The organism is Ureibacillus suwonensis, assembly GCF_042655065.1.
Lineage (GTDB): Bacteria > Bacillota > Bacilli > Bacillales_A > Planococcaceae > Ureibacillus > Ureibacillus suwonensis.
This window is the reverse complement of sequence record NZ_JBHSNQ010000048.1, coordinates 281677-301836: the sequence shown is the minus strand read 5'-3', so window position 1 is coordinate 301836 and position 20160 is coordinate 281677. Positions and strand designations below refer to the sequence as shown.

Annotated in this window: 20 protein-coding genes and 1 pseudogene; 19 read left to right on the top strand and 2 right to left on the bottom strand. The window is 42.2% G+C overall.

Going from position 1 to position 20160, the window contains the following annotated elements:
* Positions 1 to 14 precede the first annotated feature (14 nt).
* Positions 15 to 1697, bottom strand: a complete 1683-nt coding sequence (locus ACFPOH_RS05885; RefSeq protein ID WP_390309042.1) for an Rqc2 family fibronectin-binding protein — start codon at positions 1695 to 1697, stop codon at positions 15 to 17.
* 202 nt (positions 1698 to 1899) lie between these two features.
* Between ACFPOH_RS05885 and ACFPOH_RS05880 the strand changes: the two genes are divergently transcribed.
* The 17 genes and pseudogenes from ACFPOH_RS05880 (at position 1900) to spoVM (ending at position 17409) form a co-directional block, all read left to right on the top strand.
* Entirely contained in the window at positions 1900 to 2466 is a 567-nt protein-coding gene (locus ACFPOH_RS05880) for a TetR/AcrR family transcriptional regulator (protein ID WP_342469926.1), read from the top strand.
* A gap of 87 nt (positions 2467 to 2553) precedes the next feature.
* Entirely contained in the window at positions 2554 to 3474 is a 921-nt protein-coding gene (locus ACFPOH_RS05875) for an NAD(P)H-binding protein (protein WP_390309041.1), read from the top strand.
* Positions 3475 to 3572: 98 nt separating this feature from the next.
* Positions 3573 to 4448: a YicC/YloC family endoribonuclease gene (locus ACFPOH_RS05870; protein ID WP_390309040.1), complete on the top strand. Its 876-nt coding sequence runs from the start codon at positions 3573 to 3575 to the stop codon at positions 4446 to 4448.
* Between the two features lie 37 nt (positions 4449 to 4485).
* Complete coding sequence (gene gmk / locus ACFPOH_RS05865; RefSeq protein ID WP_342471323.1) at positions 4486 to 5103, top strand: guanylate kinase; 618 nt, start codon at positions 4486 to 4488, stop codon at positions 5101 to 5103.
* 3 nt (positions 5104 to 5106) lie between these two features.
* Entirely contained in the window at positions 5107 to 5331 is a 225-nt protein-coding gene (rpoZ, locus tag ACFPOH_RS05860; protein ID WP_342469923.1) for a DNA-directed RNA polymerase subunit omega, read from the top strand.
* 86 nt (positions 5332 to 5417) lie between these two features.
* Positions 5418 to 5948 (top strand): annotated as a pseudogene (gene coaBC, locus ACFPOH_RS05855) (bifunctional phosphopantothenoylcysteine decarboxylase/phosphopantothenate--cysteine ligase CoaBC); the annotation flags it as partial.
* Between the two features lie 17 nt (positions 5949 to 5965).
* The gene (priA, locus tag ACFPOH_RS05850) at positions 5966 to 8377 is read left to right on the top strand and encodes a primosomal protein N' (RefSeq protein WP_390309039.1); all 2412 of its coding nucleotides are present in this window, start codon (positions 5966 to 5968) and stop codon (positions 8375 to 8377) included.
* Positions 8378 to 8394: 17 nt separating this feature from the next.
* On the top strand, positions 8395 to 8886 hold the full coding sequence (gene def / locus ACFPOH_RS05845) for a peptide deformylase (RefSeq protein WP_342469921.1): 492 nt from the start codon (positions 8395 to 8397) through the stop codon (positions 8884 to 8886).
* Between the two features lie 3 nt (positions 8887 to 8889).
* Entirely contained in the window at positions 8890 to 9828 is a 939-nt protein-coding gene (gene fmt, locus ACFPOH_RS05840) for a methionyl-tRNA formyltransferase (RefSeq protein ID WP_342469920.1), read from the top strand.
* A complete protein-coding gene (gene rsmB / locus ACFPOH_RS05835) occupies positions 9825 to 11180 on the top strand; it encodes a 16S rRNA (cytosine(967)-C(5))-methyltransferase RsmB (RefSeq protein ID WP_390309038.1) in 1356 nt (451 codons plus the stop codon). Before fmt ends, rsmB begins: the two co-directional genes overlap by 4 nt.
* A 20-nt stretch (positions 11181 to 11200) precedes the next feature.
* Positions 11201 to 12337, top strand: a complete 1137-nt coding sequence (rlmN, locus tag ACFPOH_RS05830) for a dual-specificity RNA methyltransferase RlmN (RefSeq protein ID WP_342581138.1) — start codon at positions 11201 to 11203, stop codon at positions 12335 to 12337.
* Positions 12338 to 12342: 5 nt separating this feature from the next.
* Entirely contained in the window at positions 12343 to 13089 is a 747-nt protein-coding gene (locus ACFPOH_RS05825) for a Stp1/IreP family PP2C-type Ser/Thr phosphatase (RefSeq protein WP_390309037.1), read from the top strand.
* Between the two features lie 3 nt (positions 13090 to 13092).
* A complete protein-coding gene (pknB, locus tag ACFPOH_RS05820) occupies positions 13093 to 15063 on the top strand; it encodes a Stk1 family PASTA domain-containing Ser/Thr kinase (RefSeq protein ID WP_390309036.1) in 1971 nt (656 codons plus the stop codon).
* 20 nt (positions 15064 to 15083) lie between these two features.
* A complete protein-coding gene (gene rsgA / locus ACFPOH_RS05815) occupies positions 15084 to 15968 on the top strand; it encodes a ribosome small subunit-dependent GTPase A (RefSeq protein ID WP_342581140.1) in 885 nt (294 codons plus the stop codon).
* 2 nt (positions 15969 to 15970) lie between these two features.
* Positions 15971 to 16633 carry a ribulose-phosphate 3-epimerase gene (gene rpe / locus ACFPOH_RS05810; protein ID WP_342469914.1) on the top strand — a complete coding sequence of 221 codons (663 nt, stop codon included), beginning with the start codon at positions 15971 to 15973 and terminating at the stop codon, positions 16631 to 16633.
* A 2-nt stretch (positions 16634 to 16635) separates the two neighbouring features.
* The gene (locus ACFPOH_RS05805; protein ID WP_342469912.1) at positions 16636 to 17292 is read left to right on the top strand and encodes a thiamine diphosphokinase; all 657 of its coding nucleotides are present in this window, start codon (positions 16636 to 16638) and stop codon (positions 17290 to 17292) included.
* Between the two features lie 12 nt (positions 17293 to 17304).
* Positions 17305 to 17409, top strand: a complete 105-nt coding sequence (spoVM, locus tag ACFPOH_RS05800) for a stage V sporulation protein SpoVM (protein ID WP_342469911.1) — start codon at positions 17305 to 17307, stop codon at positions 17407 to 17409.
* A 146-nt stretch (positions 17410 to 17555) separates the two neighbouring features.
* On the opposite strand, the gene rpmB is transcribed toward spoVM, so the two are convergent.
* Complete coding sequence (rpmB, locus tag ACFPOH_RS05795; RefSeq protein ID WP_096550629.1) at positions 17556 to 17744, bottom strand: 50S ribosomal protein L28; 189 nt, start codon at positions 17742 to 17744, stop codon at positions 17556 to 17558.
* Between the two features lie 310 nt (positions 17745 to 18054).
* On the opposite strand from rpmB, the gene ACFPOH_RS05790 reads away from it, so the two are divergent.
* Together ACFPOH_RS05790 and ACFPOH_RS05785 are read left to right on the top strand one after the other, a co-directional pair.
* Positions 18055 to 18420: an Asp23/Gls24 family envelope stress response protein gene (locus tag ACFPOH_RS05790; RefSeq protein ID WP_342469910.1), complete on the top strand. Its 366-nt coding sequence runs from the start codon at positions 18055 to 18057 to the stop codon at positions 18418 to 18420.
* 18 nt (positions 18421 to 18438) lie between these two features.
* Positions 18439 to 20082: a DAK2 domain-containing protein gene (locus ACFPOH_RS05785; protein WP_390309035.1), complete on the top strand. Its 1644-nt coding sequence runs from the start codon at positions 18439 to 18441 to the stop codon at positions 20080 to 20082.
* Positions 20083 to 20160 lie beyond the last annotated feature (78 nt).

Sequence of the window (20160 nt, the reverse complement as noted above, 5' to 3'; positions counted from 1 at the left end):
AGGGAACAGAGATGCTATTCTTTTTGCTTCAGCTTTAATACGACTTCTTCGTCCGGTGTGACGTAGAGGGTTTTTTGTTCAAAATAAATGACAAAGCCAGGTTTTGCACCACTCGGTTTTTTTACATGGCGGATTTGGGTATAGTCCACCGGGACGGAAGAGGAATTTCGTGCTTTGCTAAAATAGGCGCTTAAAATGGCCGCTTCTTTCAAAGTTGTTTCATCCGGCTGATTTGAATGAATGACGACGTGGGAGCCGGGAATGTCTTTCGTATGAAGCCAAATATCGGATTTCTTTGCAAGCTTGAAGGTCAAATAATCGTTTTGTTTATTGTTTTTGCCGACGGAAATCGGAATGCCCGTAGATGAAATGAACTTTTCGGGAGCGGGTTTCACCGGTTTATTTTTTTGCTTTTTATTCCGCTTCTTCAAATAACCCTCTTCGGCAAGTTCTTCCCGTATTTCTTCGATATCCGCCGGGCTTGCCTGGTTGACTTGGTTCAACAGCATTTCAAAGTAATCGATTTCCTCTTTCGTTTTATCAATTTGTTCCTTTACCCGGATAAGGGCATTTTTCGCTTTATTGTATTTCGTATAGTAGCCTTGTGCATTCTCCACAGGCGTTTTTCTTTCATCCAGCGGAATGGTGATTTCATCATTATTGTAATAATTGATGACGGTCACTTCTTTCATGCCTTTTTCAAATTGATATAAATTGGCCATTAAGAGTTCCCCGAACAATTGATATTGATCCAGTTTCGATGCCTGTTCCAGATCGTTATGTAATTTTTCCAGTTTTGTGTTCAGTTTATTGATTTCGTTCTGAATGAAGCGTTCCAAGTCACCCGCTTGCTGTTTCACCCGATCCCTCTCTGCCCGTGCGTAAAATACCCGGTCCAGAAGGGTGCTCAAATCTTCATAATGGGTGATTTTACCCGTCAAATGCGTGATGGTTGTCGGCGAAAAATAAGGTTTTCCATCAGCTTCCAAAAAAGTTGGATTCGCGCTTCCCGTCACTTCATTGATAAAGGAGCGGAACACATTAATTGCATCCCCGCTCTTCATTCGATGCAACAATTCTTTCGCATGAAAAGGGGAGAATCCGGCAAAATGGGACACCACTTCTTGCGATGTTTTTTCCGTTGAGAAAAACTGCTTAATCTCTTCATCTGAAACGGTTTGCGGATTCACTTTGTGCTGTACCGGCGGATGGACGTATTCAAATCCGGGAAGCACCGTACGGAAACTGTTGACGGAAGGCGGCAAGTGTTTTAATCCATCGATGATTTTATTGGTTTCGCCATCGACTAAGACCAAATTGCTGTGCCTTCCCATGATTTCAATGATCAATTTCCGGTTGACCGGATCGCCGATTTCATTTTTGCTTTCTATGTGAAACGTGATCACCCGTTCAAAACCTTCATTTTCAATTCGTGTAATAATGCCGCCTTCGATATGTTTTCTGAGGAGCATGCAAAACATTGGCGGTTCTTGTGGATTATCAATCGATTCTTTTGTTATGTGAACACGGGCATATGATGGGTGAATGGAAAATAATAATTTCTCATTTTTCCCTTTTGCCCGGATATGGAGCACCACTTCCAATGCATTCGGTTGATGAACTTTTGAAATCCGGCCGGTTTCAAGTCCCTTCAGTTCATTGATCATCGCTACTGTAAATAATCCATCAAATGCCATAATTGTTCCTCTTTTCTTAAAAAATCACTGAGATATTATTTTATTATGTTTCTATATATCTGCATTGATTCTAAAGCAATTCCCAAGATATGAAAAGTTTAATGAGAAAAATTCTTTTGACATTTAACAGCAATTGAATTATCTTATTATTGAACAGCGGTCAATAAATTGATTGCAACGAGAAAGACATGGAGGATTTATTATGGCAAGAGATGCGTCAAAACCTGTTCTTACGCCAAACATGATAATGGATGCAGCAAGAGATTTGTTCGTAAAAAACGGATATCAGCAAGTTTCGATGCGTCAAATTGCAAAAGAACTTGGCTGCTCACACGGAGCTCTGTATTATCATTTTCAAAGTAAAGCGGAATTATTTTATGCATTGGTAAAGGAATATTTTGTTCTATTGGAACAGGAATTGGATCATGTGTTGGAGCAGGACATTGAAAACTCGGAAAAACTTGAGCAATGTATGCTTGGGTACATCAAGTTTGGTTTAAACCATCAGAGCCATTATGAAATTATGTTTATGCTTAAAGATGATGAGGTGCGCAATTTCATCAATGAAGAACCGATAAAGGTATATGACAAGTTTGCCAATGCTTTATACACATTATCGAATCAAAAATTGCAATTAAAGGATATTTGGTCAATTTTTCTTTCCTTGCATGGTTTTGTCAGTCACTATTTATCGCATATTGTTGGTTATGATGAGGTGGAGGGTGCTGCGATTGATCATGTGAAATTTTTGCTTAAGGGAGTGTGTTAATTTTTTTTTACATATATTTAACCAGTGGTCAATAAAACTTGATGAACCTTTAATTGACCACTGGACAATAAAAAGGAGGAGTTTTTTATGAAAAAAGTATTGGTTCTTGGTGCTTCAGGGAATATGGGTTCTTCACTTGTAAAAGAATTTTCCGATCGGGGAATCGAAGTGAAAGCTTTTGCACGAAATAAGGAGAAATTGCTGAGGCTATTCCACAACGAAGAACGAGTGGAAGTGGTGCAAGGAGACTTATTTAATCAAACCGATTTACTTAAAGCAGCCCAAGATGTGGATTTAATCGTCCATTCAGTGAATATCCCTTATCAAGAATGGAAAAAACTTCCTGTATCAATGGACAATGTCATTCAAACGGTAAAAATGTACAACTTAAAATTGGCTTATGTTGATAATATCTATGCTTATGGTCGAAGCGTCGGCAAAAAAATGACGGAGGATATGCCGAAAAATCCTCATACTAAAAAAGGGAAAATCCGATTGCAATTGGAAAACATGATCAAGAATTCCGAAATTACATATACAATTGCCCATTTCCCGGATTTTTACGGTCCAAATGCGGACAATACCACATTAAATACAACCATCAGTGCCGTTATCAACAATAAAAAGGCCATGTTTTTAGGAAATCCAAAGTTGGCGAGAGAATATATCTATTTGCCTGACGGAGCAAAGGCTTTTGTAAACTTGGTAATGAATGAAAAGGCTTATGGGCAAGAGTGGAATATCCCTTCATACGGTCCAATTACCGGGGAAGAAATCATTCAAATGATCCGTGAGCTTACGGGATATGATAAAAAAATCTCCATTGTAACGAAAAGAATGGTTCAAATGGTAGGATTATTCAACCCATTTATGCGTGAATTTGCGGAGATGTTTTATTTAATTGAAGAACCTGTTGTGTTAAGCGGTGAAAAATATGAGAGGGAAATCGGTCCTTTGCCGAAAACATCATACTATGATGGACTAAAAGATATTTTTCAAATAAAATAAAAAAGTTGAGTTCATCTTCTAATAATGGATAAATGCGTTATAATTTTCTAATCATGTGTTATAATTGGAGCATAGCTTTATGAAAGGTGTGACTTACCTTGGTGCGTAGTATGACTGGTTTTGGCAGAGGTGTCACAACTACGAATGATTATCAACTGACAGTGGAAATTCGCTCAGTGAATCATCGCTTTTTAGAAATTTATACAAAATTTCCGAAAGAGTGGTTAGAGGCAGAACTGCTTGCAAAAAAAATCATTTCCCAATATGTTAAACGGGGGAAATTTGATTGTTTAGTAAACTTAAAACTTACTGGTGAAGAAGTAAAAGATTTTAAAATTAATTGGTCTCTTATTGAATCCTATAAAAATGCAAAAGATGAACTTCGCCAAGTAATCCCGATAGATGAGCAATATTCCATGCAAGAAGTGCTATCATTGGAAGGTGCACTGTTGTATGAAAAAAAGGAGTTAACACCGGAAGAGATTGCAGCCAGTGTTGAAATTGCTGTCCGCGAAGCGATGGAAAAATTGGTGGAGATGCGGGAACGGGAAGGGCAGGAATTAAAGCAAGTACTGCTTCAATATAACGAAGAGCTCAAAACGCAAGTGAGATTCATCCGGGAACATTCACAAGATGCCGTGAAGAAATACCGCGACAAGTTGACGGAAAGACTTGCGGAAATCGTGAATGTGGAAGATTTGGATGACCGGATTGTTGCGGAAGTTGCCCTTTTTGCCGATCGGATTGATATATCGGAAGAATTGGATCGATTGGAAAGCCACTTCCAACAGTTGGAAGAGACATTGGAAGAACCCCATTCCATCGGGAGAAAATTGGATTTCCTTATGCAAGAAATGCTCAGGGAAATCAATACCATTGGATCGAAAAATCAGTCAGTGAACATTTCACCGGTTGTTGTACAATTGAAAACCATTTTGGAAAAAATGAGGGAGCAGGTTCAAAATATTGAATAAACATGGAAAGGTAGCATTGAGGGAGAGAATGGAAACAATGGAAAAAGAACGCGGATTATTAATTGTTCTTTCCGGTCCATCGGGTGTCGGTAAGGGAACGGTGAGAAAAGAGCTATTTAAACAACCTGACACGAATTATGAATATTCCATCTCCATCACCACTCGACCGCCTCGCGAAGGGGAAGTGGATGGAGTCGATTATTTTTTTAAAACGAGAGAGGAATTTGAACGAATGATCGAGGAAGAGAAATTATTGGAATATGCCGAGTTTGTAGGCAATTACTACGGCACTCCCCTCGATTACGTCAATGAAACATTGGATGCCGGCCGCGACGTCTTTTTGGAAATCGAAGTGCAGGGAGCGGCCCAAATTCGGGAAAAAGTGCCTGAAGCTCTTTTCATCTTTTTAGCACCTCCGAGTTTATCGGAGTTGGAAAGACGATTAATAGAACGCGGTACCGAGTCGGAAGAAATCATTAAAAAGAGAATCGAAACAGCCAAAGAAGAACTTGAAATGATGAAGTTGTATGATTATGTTGTAGAAAATGATGAAATCCAAAAAGCATGTGAGAAAATAAATGCGATCATCACAGCGGAACATTGCCGCCGTGAACGGGTCGAAAAAAGATATTTATCCATGTTGAAAGGAGAATAAGATATGCTTTATCCATCGATCGATTTGCTTAAAGAAAAAGTGGATTCCAAATACTCATTGGTCAGTCTTGCCGCAAAACGTGCCCGTCAAATCCAGGAAACGGGAATTTTGAAGCTAAGCGAATATAAATCATTGAAACCGGTTGGCATGGCATTGGAAGAAGTGGCTGCCGGTGTGTTGCAAATGGAAATGCCGGATAAAAATAAAGTATATTCTGATGAACAATAGCTGAAAAAAAGAAAATGACTGAAACGACGAACAGCTCCCGGAGAAACATTCTTTGGGAGCTTATCCTTTGAAAGGGTGAAACTTTGATGAGCCGGAACATTTTACTTGGAGTATCAGGCGGTATCGCAGTATACAAAGCGGTTGCACTAGTCAGCAAATTGACTCAGGCGGGGTTTAACGTAAAAGTGATCATGACCGAATCGGCAATGAAATTTGTTACCCCGCTTTCGTTTCAAGTGATGTCCAAAAATGATGTATATATCGATACATTTGATGAAAAAGACCCGAGTGCCATTGCCCATATTGATTTGGCGGATTGGGCGGATTTGATCATTGTGGCCCCGGCCACAGCAAATATAATCGGGAAGCTCGCAAACGGAATCGCGGATGATATGTTGACGACGACCCTGCTTGCAGCCACATGTCCTGTTTGGATCGCTCCCGCAATGAACGTTCATATGTATGACCATCCTGCAGTGAAACGCAATATTGCACAGCTCATAGAAGACGGTTATGGCTTTATAGAACCCTCTGAAGGGTACCTAGCATGCGGATACGTCGGGAAGGGACGGTTGGAAGAGCCTGAGAAAATAACGGAATTGGTTGTCCGTTATTTTGAAAGCGAAGGGAACAAATGAAGATTGCAGAAGTGATTGTTGATGTATCCGCATATCCGGTCGACCGCCCGTTTGATTATTCCATTCCGGAAACAATGGAGGAACTTATTGAGTGCGGATGCCGGGTGAAAGTACCTTTTGGAAACCGTGACATTCTAGGTTTTGTTGTGGCAATAAAAAATGAAACGGAAGTGCCCCCCGATAAATTAAAGCCCATCTCTGTTTTGCTTGATATCGAGCCGGTGTTGACGGGCGAAATGCTGGAACTGGCGAAATGGATGAAACGGGAAACCATTTCCTATGAAATCGATTGTTTACAAGCCATGCTTCCATCGGCGTTGAGGGCAAAATACGAAAAAATGGTCATTTTGGAGACGGATGTAAAGAATTTGGAAGAACCGTTGCAACCGTTTTTCCAACATGCGACGAAAGTGGATTATAAAGAGTTTGAGAAAGATGGATTGCTCATCCCGCTGAAAAAAGCGTTAAAAATGCATTTGCTCTCAATCGAAAATGTCGTGAAACAAAAAGGGAAGATCAAAGAAGTCCGCAAAGTGAAGATTGCAGCGGACCAAAATCTTCTTCAAATGATTTATGAGGGACTTTCAAATCGTGCAAAAAAACAAAAGCAGCTTGTTTTATGGATGCAAAAACATGTGGGAGAAATCATGGAGCCGGAAGTGATCCATGAAGAAACAACATGTTCTCCCCAAGTGCTGCAAGCCGTTATTGAACTGGGAGCTGCAGAATACATTTTTGAGGAAGTGTATCGGAATCCATTTAAAAAAGATGTGGAGAAAACGGATTTTTTAACATTGACAGCGGAACAGGAAACGGCTTTAAAGGACATTTTGGATGCAATGGACAAAGGTTCTCCGGAAACCTTTTTATTGCATGGAGTGACAGGAAGCGGAAAAACGGAAGTGTATCTTCAAGCCATTCAACATTGCATCCAACAAGGAAAGGAAGCCATTGTCCTTGTACCGGAGATTTCACTTACGCCTCAAATCACCAACCGGTTCCGCTCAAGGTTCGGGGAGCAGGTTGCGGTCATGCATAGCGGTCTTTCCGTCGGCGAGAAGTACGATGAGTGGCGGAAAGTTCACCAACAAAAAGTAAAAGTGGTGGTCGGAGCCCGGTCCGCTGTCTTTGCGCCCTTTGAAAATGTCGGGCTGATCATTCTCGATGAAGAACATGAATCGTCTTACAAGCAGGAAGATTCGCCAAGATACCATGCCAGGGATGTGGCCATTTGGAGAGGCAAATTTCATCAATGCCCGGTCATTTTGGGCAGTGCCACGCCGAGTTTGGAATCCTATGCAAGGGCAAGGAAGAATGTCTATAAACTATTGACGTTAAAAGAGCGGGCTTTGAAGCAGCCGTTGCCATCCGTGGAAATCGTCGATATGCGGGAGGAATTGAAAAAGGGCAACCGCTCCATGTTTTCAGAGAAATTGGCTGACTCCATCCGCGATCGTTTGAAAAAGAAGGAACAAATTGTGCTGTTTTTAAATCGCAGGGGTTACTCCTCCTTTGTGTTGTGCCGGGATTGCGGAACGGTGATGCAATGTGAAAATTGCGATATTTCTTTGACGTATCACCGTTATAACGAGAAATTGAAATGCCACTATTGCGGTTATGAACAGCCTGTTCCAACCAATTGCCCCGAGTGCGGAAGTGAGCATATCCGATACTTTGGCACCGGTACTCAGAAAGTGGAGGAAGAATTGACAAAACTTTTTCCTGAAGCGCGCGTATTGCGGATGGATGTGGATACGACCAAACGGAAAGGCGCCCACGAAGCGATTTTGGAAGATTTCGGGGCCGAGAAAGCGGATATTTTACTTGGAACGCAAATGATTGCCAAAGGGTTGGATTTTCCGAACATCACCCTGGTAGGAGTCTTAAGTGCGGATACTTCCCTGCATTTGCCGGATTTTCGGGCAGCTGAACGGACTTTCCAGCTTCTGACCCAGGTGAGCGGCCGTGCAGGAAGAGCGGAAAAGCCTGGAGAGGTGATCATCCAATCCTATACGCCGGAACATTATGCAATTCAATTTGCGAAAGAACAACAATATGAACCTTTTTATAAAAAGGAAATGATGATGCGTCATGAAGCGGCCTATCCGCCATATTATTATATCGCCCTCATCCAAGTGTCCCATGAAGATGTTATGATGTCGGCGGAATACGCAAAAAGATGCGCCGACTATCTGCGGTCCAGTCTTTCTTTTGACGCTTCCATCATCGGTCCGACAACAGCCGGCATCGTCCGTCTGCAAAATAGATATCGCTATCAATGTCTGATAAAATACAAAATAGAGCCGAATTTAATTCCAACATTTTTACAATTAATGAAAATATATCGAACGGAATGGATCAAAAAAGGGATTGTTTTAACAATCGATTTGAATCCGACGATGATATAGATGGAAAGAGGTTACCCATGATCAGAGAAATCGTGAAACATCCAGCAAAAATATTGACGCAAGTCTGCGAAGAAGTGACAGAAATCAATGAGGAAATCATCACCTTATTGGATGACATGTACGAAACGATGGTTGAATATGACGGCATGGGCATTGCCGCTCCCCAAGTGAATGTCCCGCTTCGCATCGCCCTCGTCGAGTTGGGGGAAGAACGGACATTGATTGAAATGATCAACCCGACGGTCATTGAAACATCCGGTTCATCTGTGGACATTGAAGGGTGCTTAAGCTTTCCGGGGCTTTATGGGGAAGTGGAGAGACCTTCATACGTGAAAATTGAAGCCCATGACCGATACGGGCAAGTGTATCAGCTGGAAGCGATGGATTATGACGCCCGCTGCATTTTACACGAAATCGACCATTTGGATGGGATATTATTTGATTCGAAAATTACCCGGATCTATACGGAAGAAGAATTGGAAGAAATGTTTGAGGAGGAGGAAGAATAATTTATGACAAAAATCGTGTTTATGGGAACACCGGATTTTTCCGTGCCAATTTTGCGTATGCTACATGAAGAAGGATACGAAATTGCTGCAGTTGTTACCCAGCCGGACCGGCCTGTCGGAAGAAAGCGGGTACTCACTCCTCCTCCGGTAAAAGAAGAAGCCGTCCGTTTAGGCTTAAAAGTTCTTCAACCTGAAAAATTGAGGGGTTCTGAAGAATTGGAAGAAATTTTGCGCATCAATCCGGATTTAATTATTACCGCCGCCTTTGGACAAATCTTGCCAAAGGAATTATTGGAGGCTCCAAAACTGGGATGCATCAATGTGCATGCTTCACTGCTTCCGAAATACCGGGGCGGTGCGCCAATCCATCAAGCGGTCATCGATGGGGAAGAAAAAACAGGCGTAACGATCATGTATATGGCAGAAAAATTGGATGCGGGAGACATCATCTCCCAAAGGGAAATTCCAATTGAAGAAACGGACCATACAGGGATCCTGTTTGAAAAGTTAAGTTTATTGGGAAGAGATTTGTTGAAGGATACCCTTCCCGACATCATTGCCGGCACAAATGACCGCATCCCGCAAGATGAAAGCAAAGCGACTTTTGCTCACAATATTACGAGGGAACAAGAGCGGATCAATTGGTCAAAGAGTGCGCGGGAAATTTATAATCAAGTGCGCGGCCTTCATCCATGGCCTGTGGCATATACAACTTTTCACGGGGAAAACGTGAAAATCTGGTGGGCCAAAGTGGGCGACTCAAAAGCGGAAGGTCAACCAGGGGAAGTTGTCAAAATCGGAAAAGATCACTTCGAAGTGGCTACCGGAGAAGGAACCCTCGCAATTCTCGAATTACAACCTGCAGGTAAAAAGCGCATGTCAGCGGAAGATTATTTACGTGGCGTGGGTTCAAAATTGCAGATTGGAGATTTATTTGAATGAGGAAAAAGAAGAACAGTTTCATTTGGAATGGCAATGTCAGAGATGCAGCGCTCAGCATTTTGCTTTCAGTCGATCAGAATCAGGCATATTCCAACCTTTTATTGAATCAAACAATCAATAAATATCAGATCGAAGCGAAAAAAAGGGCTTTGCTCACGGAATTGACTTATGGAACGCTGCAATATAAATATACATTGGATTATTATTTGGAGCCCTTTATTCGCGGAAAAATCGATCCATGGGTTCGATGGCTGTTAAGATTATCCGTTTATCAAATCGTTTACTTGTCCAAGATCCCTGAACATGCCATTGTCAACGAAGCCGTGGAAATTGCGAAAAGAAGGGGACATAAAGGGATCGCTTCGATGGTGAATGGTATTTTACGATCCATTCTGAGAATGGGAATCCCTTCCCTTGATAAGATTAAAGACCCGATTGACCGTATCGCGATTGAAACGAGCCATCCACGATGGATTGTGGAAATGTTTGCCGAAATGTACGGACTGGAAACAACGATGGACATGCTAAAAGCTAATAATCTCCCACCAAAACAAACCGTTCGGGTCAATACATTGAAGGCTACGGTGGAAGAGGCGATCCAACTGTTGGCTGATGAAGACGTACAAGCCGTTCAAAGTAAAGTGATTCCACAATGCTTATATCTTTTAAGCGGACAAGCTGCGAGAACGGAGGCGTTCAAAAACGGCATCATTACGATTCAAGATGAAAGCTCCATGATGCCCTCCATCGCATTAAATCCGAAGCCGGGAGACAGAGTGCTGGACCTGTGTGCCGCTCCAGGGGGAAAAACGACACATTTGGCGGAAATCATGAAAAACGAAGGATCGATTCTCGCGACAGATATTCATCCCCATAAATTGGATTTGATTGGAGAAAATTGCGCGCGGCTTGGAATCACGATTGTTGACACTGCACCGATCGATGGAAGGAAAGCCGCGGAACTGTTGCAGCCCGAATCCTTCGATGCCATCCTTGTCGATGCGCCTTGCTCCGGATTGGGTGTAATCCGACGGAAGCCGGATATTAAATATACGAAAAGGGAAGAGGATTTCGACCGCTTGCATGAAATCCAAACGGAACTGCTTAATAACGCTGTCGCTTTGTTAAAGCCGGGCGGTAGACTGGTATACAGCACATGCACTGTCAATAAAAAAGAAAATGAAGAAACCGTTGAAGCCTTATTGGCGTCACACCCTGAGATGAAACTTGCACCGATTCAACATTTGCCGGTTTCATTGCTGGAAAAACAGCGGAACGGAATGCTTCAAGTGTTTCCTCAAGACTTTGGAAGCGACGGTTTCTTTGTTGCCCTATTCGAAAAAGCTGAATAAAAGGAGAATCCTAATCAAGAATGGATAACAATATTTTCAATGAACGTATTAATGAGTTGGTTGAGCAGGCGGAAACACCACAGAAACGAAAGAAAAAAGAAAAGCCCGATTTGAAAGAGTCCATTTATTCATTCACATTGGATGAATTGAAAGAGTGGCTGACGGATCAAGGAGAAAAACCGTTCCGTGCCGCCCAAATTTATGATTGGCTTTATAATAAGCGGGTAAAAACGTTCGATGATATGACGAATTTGCCAAAACCTCTGAGAGAAAAATTAAAAGAACAATTTGCCATGACAACCCTTTCAACAATTGTAAAGCAGGAATCAAAGGATGGAACGATTAAATTCCTGTTTCAATTGCAAGACGGCTACTCCATCGAAACCGTATTGATGCGTCATGATTATGGAAATTCCGTCTGTGTGACGACGCAGGTCGGTTGCCGTATCGGCTGTACCTTCTGCGCCTCTACATTGGGCGGATTAAAAAGACATTTGCTTCCGGGAGAAATCGTGGAGCAAGTGGTCAAAGTGCAGCAAGCTTTGGATGAAGCGGATGAAAGGGTGTCCCATGTAGTCGTGATGGGAATCGGTGAACCATTCGACAATTATGATGCATTGATGAAATTTTTGACTGTCATCAATCACGAGAAGGGTTTAAACATTGGAGCGCGTCATATCACCGTTTCTACCTCAGGCATAATACCAAAAATTTATCAGTTTGCCGATGAGGAACTGCAAATTAATTTCGCATTGTCCCTTCACGCGCCAAATCAGGAACTTCGGGAACGGTTAATGCCGATTGCCCGGGCTTACAAATTGGACAAATTGATGGAGGCTATCCGATATTATACGGAGAAAACCGGACGCCGCGTCACATTCGAATATGGACTGTTCGGTGGTGTCAACGATACAATCGAGCACGCGGAAGAATTGGCGAAACTCATCAAAGGCATTAAATGCCACGTCAATTTGATTCCGGTCAACTATGTGCCGGAGCGGAATTATGTACGCACTCCGAGAAATCAGATCTTTGCCTTTGAGAAGGCCTTGAAAAAGAATGGCATCAATGTAACGATCCGGAGGGAACACGGTTCGGATATTGATGCAGCGTGTGGACAATTACGGGCGAAAGAGAGAGTTCACGAGACGAGGTGACCATTGTGAAATTTACTGTGGAAAGTGATGTTGGGCGAAAAAGAGTCATCAATGAAGACAGGGCAGCTTTTTTGGAGCGCCCGGATTCATTGAAACTTGCGCTGCTCGCCGATGGAATGGGCGGTCATAACGCGGGTGACGTGGCAAGTGAAATGGCCATCCAGGAAATGACCAATTATTTTTTGCAAGTGGAGTTTCAAAATGCAAGTGTGGAAGAAAAGCGGAAATGGATGGAAGAATCCATTGCCAATATCAACAAAAAAATTTACGACTATTCGTTGGAAAATGAAAAATGCAGAGGCATGGGGACGACCTTTATTGCTGTGTTGATCGACAAAAACCACTGCCTGATCGGCCATATTGGCGATAGCCGGGTTTATCATTTCACTTCCAACAGCGTGGATCTGATTACGAGGGACCATTCATATGTCAATATTTTGGTGGACAGCGGTGAAATCAGTGAAGAAGAAGCCCAAAATCATCCTCAGAAAAATTTTATTGTAAAAGCTTTGGGGACGGAGCCAACAATTGAACCGGATTTTTACGAATTGACCTTAAAAGAATATTCCTATTTGCTCATTTGTTCAGACGGTTTGAGCAATAAAATATCAACGGATGAAATGGCGGCCATTATCACTTATCCAATGCCGATTTCCGAAAAAGGGCGGAAACTTGTCCAATTGGCCAATGACAGCGGAGGGGAAGACAATATCTCCCTTATCTTGCTGATGATGACGGAAGAGGAGGTGTAAAGTGTGCTTGAAGGAAAACGCATAAATGATCGCTATAAGGTAATCAAACTTATCGGCGGCGGTGGCATGAGCAATGTATATTTAGCTCACGACATGATTTTAAATCGGGATGTGGCAATCAAAGTATTGCGCTATGATTCGGCAAATGAAGAAGAAAGTATGCGCCGTTTTCATCGGGAGGCTTTATCTGCAACAAGTTTGACCCATCCGAATATTGTCAGCATTTATGACGTAGGCGAAGACGGGGATATGCACTATATTGTCATGGAGTATGTAAAAGGGAAAACGCTGAAGCAGTACATAAAAGAAAATGCTCCTCTTTCCCCTGCCAGAAGCGTCCAAATTATGAAGCAACTGGCGAGCGCAATCAGCCACGCCCATGAGAATCAAATCATACACCGTGACATCAAACCTCAGAATATCTTAATGGACGAAAACGGAAATGTGAAGATAACGGATTTTGGCATTGCGACCTCCCTTGCCGCGACCAGTTATACAAAAACAAATTCGGTGATGGGAACAGTCCATTATTTATCGCCGGAACAAGCACGCGGAGGCGTTGCGACGAAAAAATCCGATATTTATGCTCTAGGAATTGTTTTGTATGAGCTATTGACCGGAGAGGTGCCTTTTTCTGGGGAATCTCCAGTATCGATCGCCTTGAAGCACCTGCAGGCAGAGACACCTTCCGTCCGGGATTTTGACGCGTCGATTCCACAAAGTTTGGAAAATGTCATCTTGAAGGCGACAGCGAAAAATCCGGATCACCGTTATGCTTCTGTGGAAGAAATGGCGGCGGATTTGGAAACTGTATTGTCTCCCAGCAGGCGGAACGAACCGAAATTCCGTCCACCGATAGATAATGAAGAAACGAAAGCCATTCCGATTATCAAGGAGTCTTTGCCAATCGATGATATGGCTAAAACGAAAGAAATAAAGCCTGCCCTTTCTGAAAAAAATAAAATAACGAATAATGGGAAAGAAAAGGAAAATACGAAAAAACAAAAGGTCAAACAAAAGAAAAATAGAAAAAAACTGTGGACAATCATTGGAGGATCAGCTCTTCTTCTAATTATCCTGTTCATTGTTTTGATTAACTTGATTCTTCCGGATAAGGTGGAAATACCGGATGTTTCGAATATGGAAGTGGAAGAAGCCACTGACATATTAGAGAAAGCGGGATTTGAAATCGGTGAAATACGAGAAAAGAATTCCGATGAAGTGGAAGAAGGGTTGGTCATCGAAACGGACCCGAAAGCCGGATTGACAAGGGCGAAAGGCTCGAAAATCGACTTGATCGTATCGGTTGGCGATGAAGAGGTCGAAATGCAAGACTATGTCGGAAAACAATTGGATCAGGTGCTTTCCATTATTCGTGATAAATTCAAAGATGTAAATGTGGTCGAGGAATATTCCAATCAATCGGAAGGAACAATCATCAGCCAAGACCCTTCACCGGGCGAGGCGGTGGTTCCGGAAGATACGGTTATCACATTGACGGTGAGCAAAGGAAAACAAATCGGCACGGTGGCGGATTTGACTGGCTATAATCAGTCAGCCATGAGGGAATATGAGAAAAGTTCAGGCTATAAAATTAAAATTGTCGAAGAAGTCCATTCCGACAATATACCGGCTGGCAGCGTCGTTTCCCAGGATCCAAAGCCGAATACAAAATTGGAAATTGGGGAAACGATTAACGTTACCATTTCAAAAGGACCTAAACAAAAACTTGAAAAAGTCTATGTAAAAGATGTGGTGATCCCATATGATCATGCATTGACGGGACAACCGCAGAAAGTGAGAATTTTCATTCAGGATAAATCCAACAATATGTTGAAGCCTTATGATGAATTTACGATTACGGAAGATACGACATATCGTATTCAATTGGTGATTGAAGAAGGTTCTACAGCAGCATACCGAATCGAAAAAGATTCAATGGTCATTGAAGAAAAAACAATTCCATACGAGTGAGCAGATGAAGGAGGAATGGGATGCCTAATGGGCAAATTCGAAAGGCTTTAAGCGGATACTACTATGTATATGACGAAGGACAATTATTGCAATGCCGTGGACGAGGGGTTTTCCGGAAACGGGGGGAACAACCTCTCGTCGGCGACTTTGTCGAATACGCCAAAGAAAAAGAAGGTTCCGATGGGGTGATCACCAAAATCTTCCCCCGGAAGAATGCATTGATTCGGCCGCCAATTGCCAATGTGGATCAGGCATTGCTCGTTTTTTCCGTGAAAGAGCCGGATTTCAATCTGATTTTATTGGATCGGTTTTTGGTCGTATTGGAGTCCCATCAAGTGACGCCAATCATCTGCTTGACCAAAATGGATCTGCTTTTGGAAAATGAAAAAGAAGAAATCCAACAATATATAAAAATCTATCAAGAAATCGGGTATGAAGTGATAGATACTTATAAACACGATCCTAAGTTGCTTGAGAAACTTGAACCCTTTTTGGAAGGAAAAACAACGGTGTTGGCAGGGCAATCCGGTGTCGGAAAATCCACATTATTAAACACCTTGATTCCGGAGTTAAATTTAAAAACAGGGGAAATCTCCCAAACTTTGGGAAGAGGCAAACATACGACACGACATGTGGAATTGATTGAAGTGGCCGGTGGACTTGTGGCAGATACACCTGGATTCAGTTCATTCGACTTTGATCATATCGAAAAAGAAGACTTGCCAAGTTGTTTTCCTGAGTTCGAGAGAAAAAAAGATGAGTGTAAATTCCGTGGATGTCTCCATTTAAAAGAACCGAAATGTGCCATAAAAGAAGGTATGGAGTCCGGAGAGATCCAGGAATTCCGTTATGAGCATTATTTACAATTTTTACAAGAAATCATTGATCGAAAGCCGAGGTATTAGACATGATTAAAATTGCACCATCAATCTTATCAGCGGATTTTGCGAAATTGGGCGAAGAAGTAAAAGAAGTGGAAGAAGCGGGAGCTGACCTGATTCATATTGATGTGATGGATGGCCATTTCGTTCCAAACATTACAATGGGCCCGATTGTCGTACAGGCGTTGAGACCTTTGACCACATTGCCATTGGATGTGCATTTGATGATCGAAAATCCCGATCAATATATTGAAGCCTTCGCGAAAGCGGGAGCGGACTGGATTTCTGTGCATGTGGAAGCTTGTCCTCATTTGCACCGCACCATTCAATTAATCCGTTCTTTTGGTGTAAAACCGGGGGTTGTACTAAATCCCCACACGCCGATTGAAATGATCCAACATGTGTTGGGCGATGTGGATTTCGTCTTGTTGATGACGGTCAACCCTGGTTTTGGGGGACAAAAGTTTATCGAAAGCGTTGTGCCAAAAATTGAAGCTCTTTCCAACATGATAAAAGAAAAAGGGTTAAATGTGGAAATCGAAGTGGATGGGGGCATTACGGCAGAAACAATCGTGCCTTGTGCAAAAGCGGGGGCAACGATTTTCGTGGCCGGTTCAGCGATCTATAATCAAAAAGACCGGAAAGCCGCTTTGCAAGCAATAAAAACGAGTGGTGAGGCTGCAATTTGAACATGAGGAAAGTATTGATTTGCGCAGGCGGTCCAAAGTATGAATTATGCTCCTTTGACAGATTCAGAAATGACCATGATATCTATTATATCGGAGCGGATCGCGGCGCTCTCTATCTACTTGAAGAGGGAATCGTTCCCGATGAAGTGATCGGGGATTTTGACTCGTTGACAGAACAGGAATGGGAGAAGATTTGCAGGGAAGTAAAAAAAATCGAAAAACATCGCGCGGAAAAAGATGAAACCGACACGGATCTGGCGCTTGCCAAAGCCATCTCTTACAATCCAAATGAAATATTCATTACGGGGGTAACCGGCGGACGTCTGGACCACTTTGCAGCGGCCGTACGCTCCCTTTATCATATGAAATCACATTATCCGCACATCGAACATAAAATTATTAATAGACATAATGAAATCAGCATCCTGTTGCCGGGAAAGCATACGATCGTCAGAGATGAAAAGTACCGTTATCTTTCATTCTTCTCTTTTCAGCAAGCGGTGGAAAATGTGACATTGCGCGGCGTCAAGTATGAGACGACAAGCGAAAGAATCGAAGTGGGGTCGAGCCGGTTCACCAGCAATGAGCTAGTGGATGAGCAAGGTTATATCTCCTTTTCTTCAGGCATATGTTTAATGATAAGAAGCAGTGACTTATAAGGAGGTTTGATCGTGCGAGTTTATACTTTCCAATTGCCAAAGTTTTTAAGCAATCTTACCCGTTCCTGCATCAATTTATTTTCAGGCAGCAATAAAAAGAAAAAAAGAAAAGAATAATATGCGTTATGAAATCATTTCGTTTCATAATCATTCATTGGTTCGGAATATCACCCATCCGGTTTTGGGTGGTATTTTTTTGCAATAAAAAAGTGTAAGTAAAGTGCGCATCAGACGACTTTACTTACACTTTTATATGTGTTTTATTATACACGTTCTACTTTACCTGATTTTAAAGCGCGAGTAGAAACCCAAACACGTTTTGGTTTGCCATCAACTAAGATACGTACTTTTTGAAGGTTTGGTTTCCAAGTACGTTTGTTCGCGTTCATTGCGTGAGAACGTTTATTACCTGTACGAGTTTTACGACCAGTTACAACACATTTTTTTGGCATCTATATTCCCTCCTTACAGATCAATCTGAATAATTCCTCAGTGCGAGTATTCACATACCATAATAATTTAACATAGACAAACAATCTATGCAACTCTTTTCAGGAAAGGATTCAAGAAAAATTACTTTACAGCGGTGAAATAAAAATAAGGAAAAAGGAAAATCTAATCATTAGCCGGCAAAATTTCGCAAACATCGACAAAACTGGCTGGAAAAACGTGATGAACTGGACGATTCTCAACGTTATCTTTTATAATCAAATTTTGTGTAGTACAATTAATTTAGTTAAAATGAGCCAAGGAGGCAGTATCATGTCAATCGAAATCAGAAATGATTATGGCCAAATTGATATTTCCAATGATGTAATCGCTCAGATTGCGGGTGGAGCGGCGACTGAATGTTACGGTGTTGTAGGAATGGCGAGCAAACACCAAATTCGTGACGGTTTAACAGAAATATTGAGAAAAGAAAATTTTGCTAAAGGTGTCATTGTCCGCCAGGATGGGGAAGACCTGCACATCGATATGTATATTATTGTCAGCTACGGGACAAAAATCTCCGAAGTGGCTTATCAAGTCCAATCAAAAGTAAAATATACCATTAACAAGACATTAGGTTTGAACGTAAAATCCGTGAACATATTTGTTCAAGGCGTTCGAGTAATGAACGGTGAATAGAGGAGGATATTAATCAACATGAAGTTATTAGACGGAACAAAATTTGCGGAGATGGTCCAAATGGGGTCGCACCATCTGACTCAGAATGCAGATTTTGTAGATTCATTAAACGTATTTCCTGTGCCGGATGGCGATACAGGGACCAATATGAATTTATCGATGATCTCCGGGGCAAAAGAAACGCAGGCAAATGCCCAAAATCATATCGGCAAAACCGCTCAAAGCTTGGCAAAAGGATTATTGATGGGAGCCCGTGGAAATTCAGGGGTGATTTTATCCCAATTATTCCGTGGTTTCGGAAAATATTTGGAAAAAGAAAGCGAAATTAATGCAAAACAATTCGCACAAGCCTTTCAAGCTGGAGTGGACGCGGCCTACAAAGCGGTAATGAAGCCTGTGGAAGGAACGATTTTAACTGTTGCCCGCGAAGCGGCTGCCAAAGGTGTGGAAACGGCAGAGCATGAAGACAATATTGTGAAAGTAATGGAAGCGATTGTAGAAGAAGCTAAAAACTCCTTGCAGCGCACGCCGGATTTGCTTCCTGTGTTAAAAGAAGTAGGGGTTGTGGACAGCGGCGGGCAAGGCCTTGTCATCATTTATGAAGGTTTCTTGGCATCTCTAAAAGGGGAAGCGCTGCCACAAAAATCGAAAGTTGATAATTTGGAAGAATTGGTGAATGCAGAACACCATCGGGCCCAGGAATTCATGAGCACGGAAGACATCAAATTCGGCTATTGCACTGAAATCATGGTCCGGTTTGAACCGGAGAAAGAGCCGTTTGATGAAGGAAAGTTCCGGGAAGATTTGAGCAAACTGGGAGACTCTTTGCTCGTTGTTTCAGATGATGAAATCGTAAAAGTACATATTCATACTGAAACACCTGGAGTTGTTCTGAATGAAGGGCAAAGATATGGAAGCTTAATCAAGATTAAAGTGGACAATATGAGAGAACAGCATTCAGCGATTGTTAATAAGGAGAAGACTGAAAGCCGGCCAAAGGAAAAACATCCGTACGCCGTTGTGACGGTGGCGATGGGTGAGGGAATCAGCGACATGCTGAAGAGCATCGGAGCGTCTTATGTGATTGAAGGCGGCCAAACGATGAACCCTTCCACAGAAGACATTGTAAAAGCGGTAAAAGAAATCGGTGCGGAAAAGGTATTAATTTTGCCTAACAATAAAAATATTATCATGGCTGCTGAACAAGCGGTGGAATTATTGGACATTGAAGCCGCTGTGGTGCCGTCAAAAACGATTCCACAAGGGATGGCGGCAATTCTCGCATTCAATCCAGAAGCATCCGTTGAAGAAAATAAAGAAGCGATGACAGAAGCGATGGCGGGTGTGAAAACAGGTCAGATCACTTGTGCCGTACGGGATACAACCATTGATGGTGTAGAAATTCATAAAGATGATTATATGGCGCTTGCCGATGGAAAAATCATCGACTCTACATCCAATATGCTGGATGCCGCCCGGAATTTATTGTCCCAGCTCGTTGAAGATGATACGGAAATCGTAACGATGATTTACGGTGAAGGAGTATCGGAGGAGGACGTCAACGCCATTGTTGGATTCGTTGAGGAACAATATCCGGATGTGGAATTGGAAATCATTGATGGAAAACAAGCGTTATATCCGTTTATCTTCTCTGTAGAATAAAAAGCGTCTCTAGCAGGGACGTTTTTTTATTTTGACGTAAACCTTCAAACCGGATAAGGAATTTATTATTTTGATAGA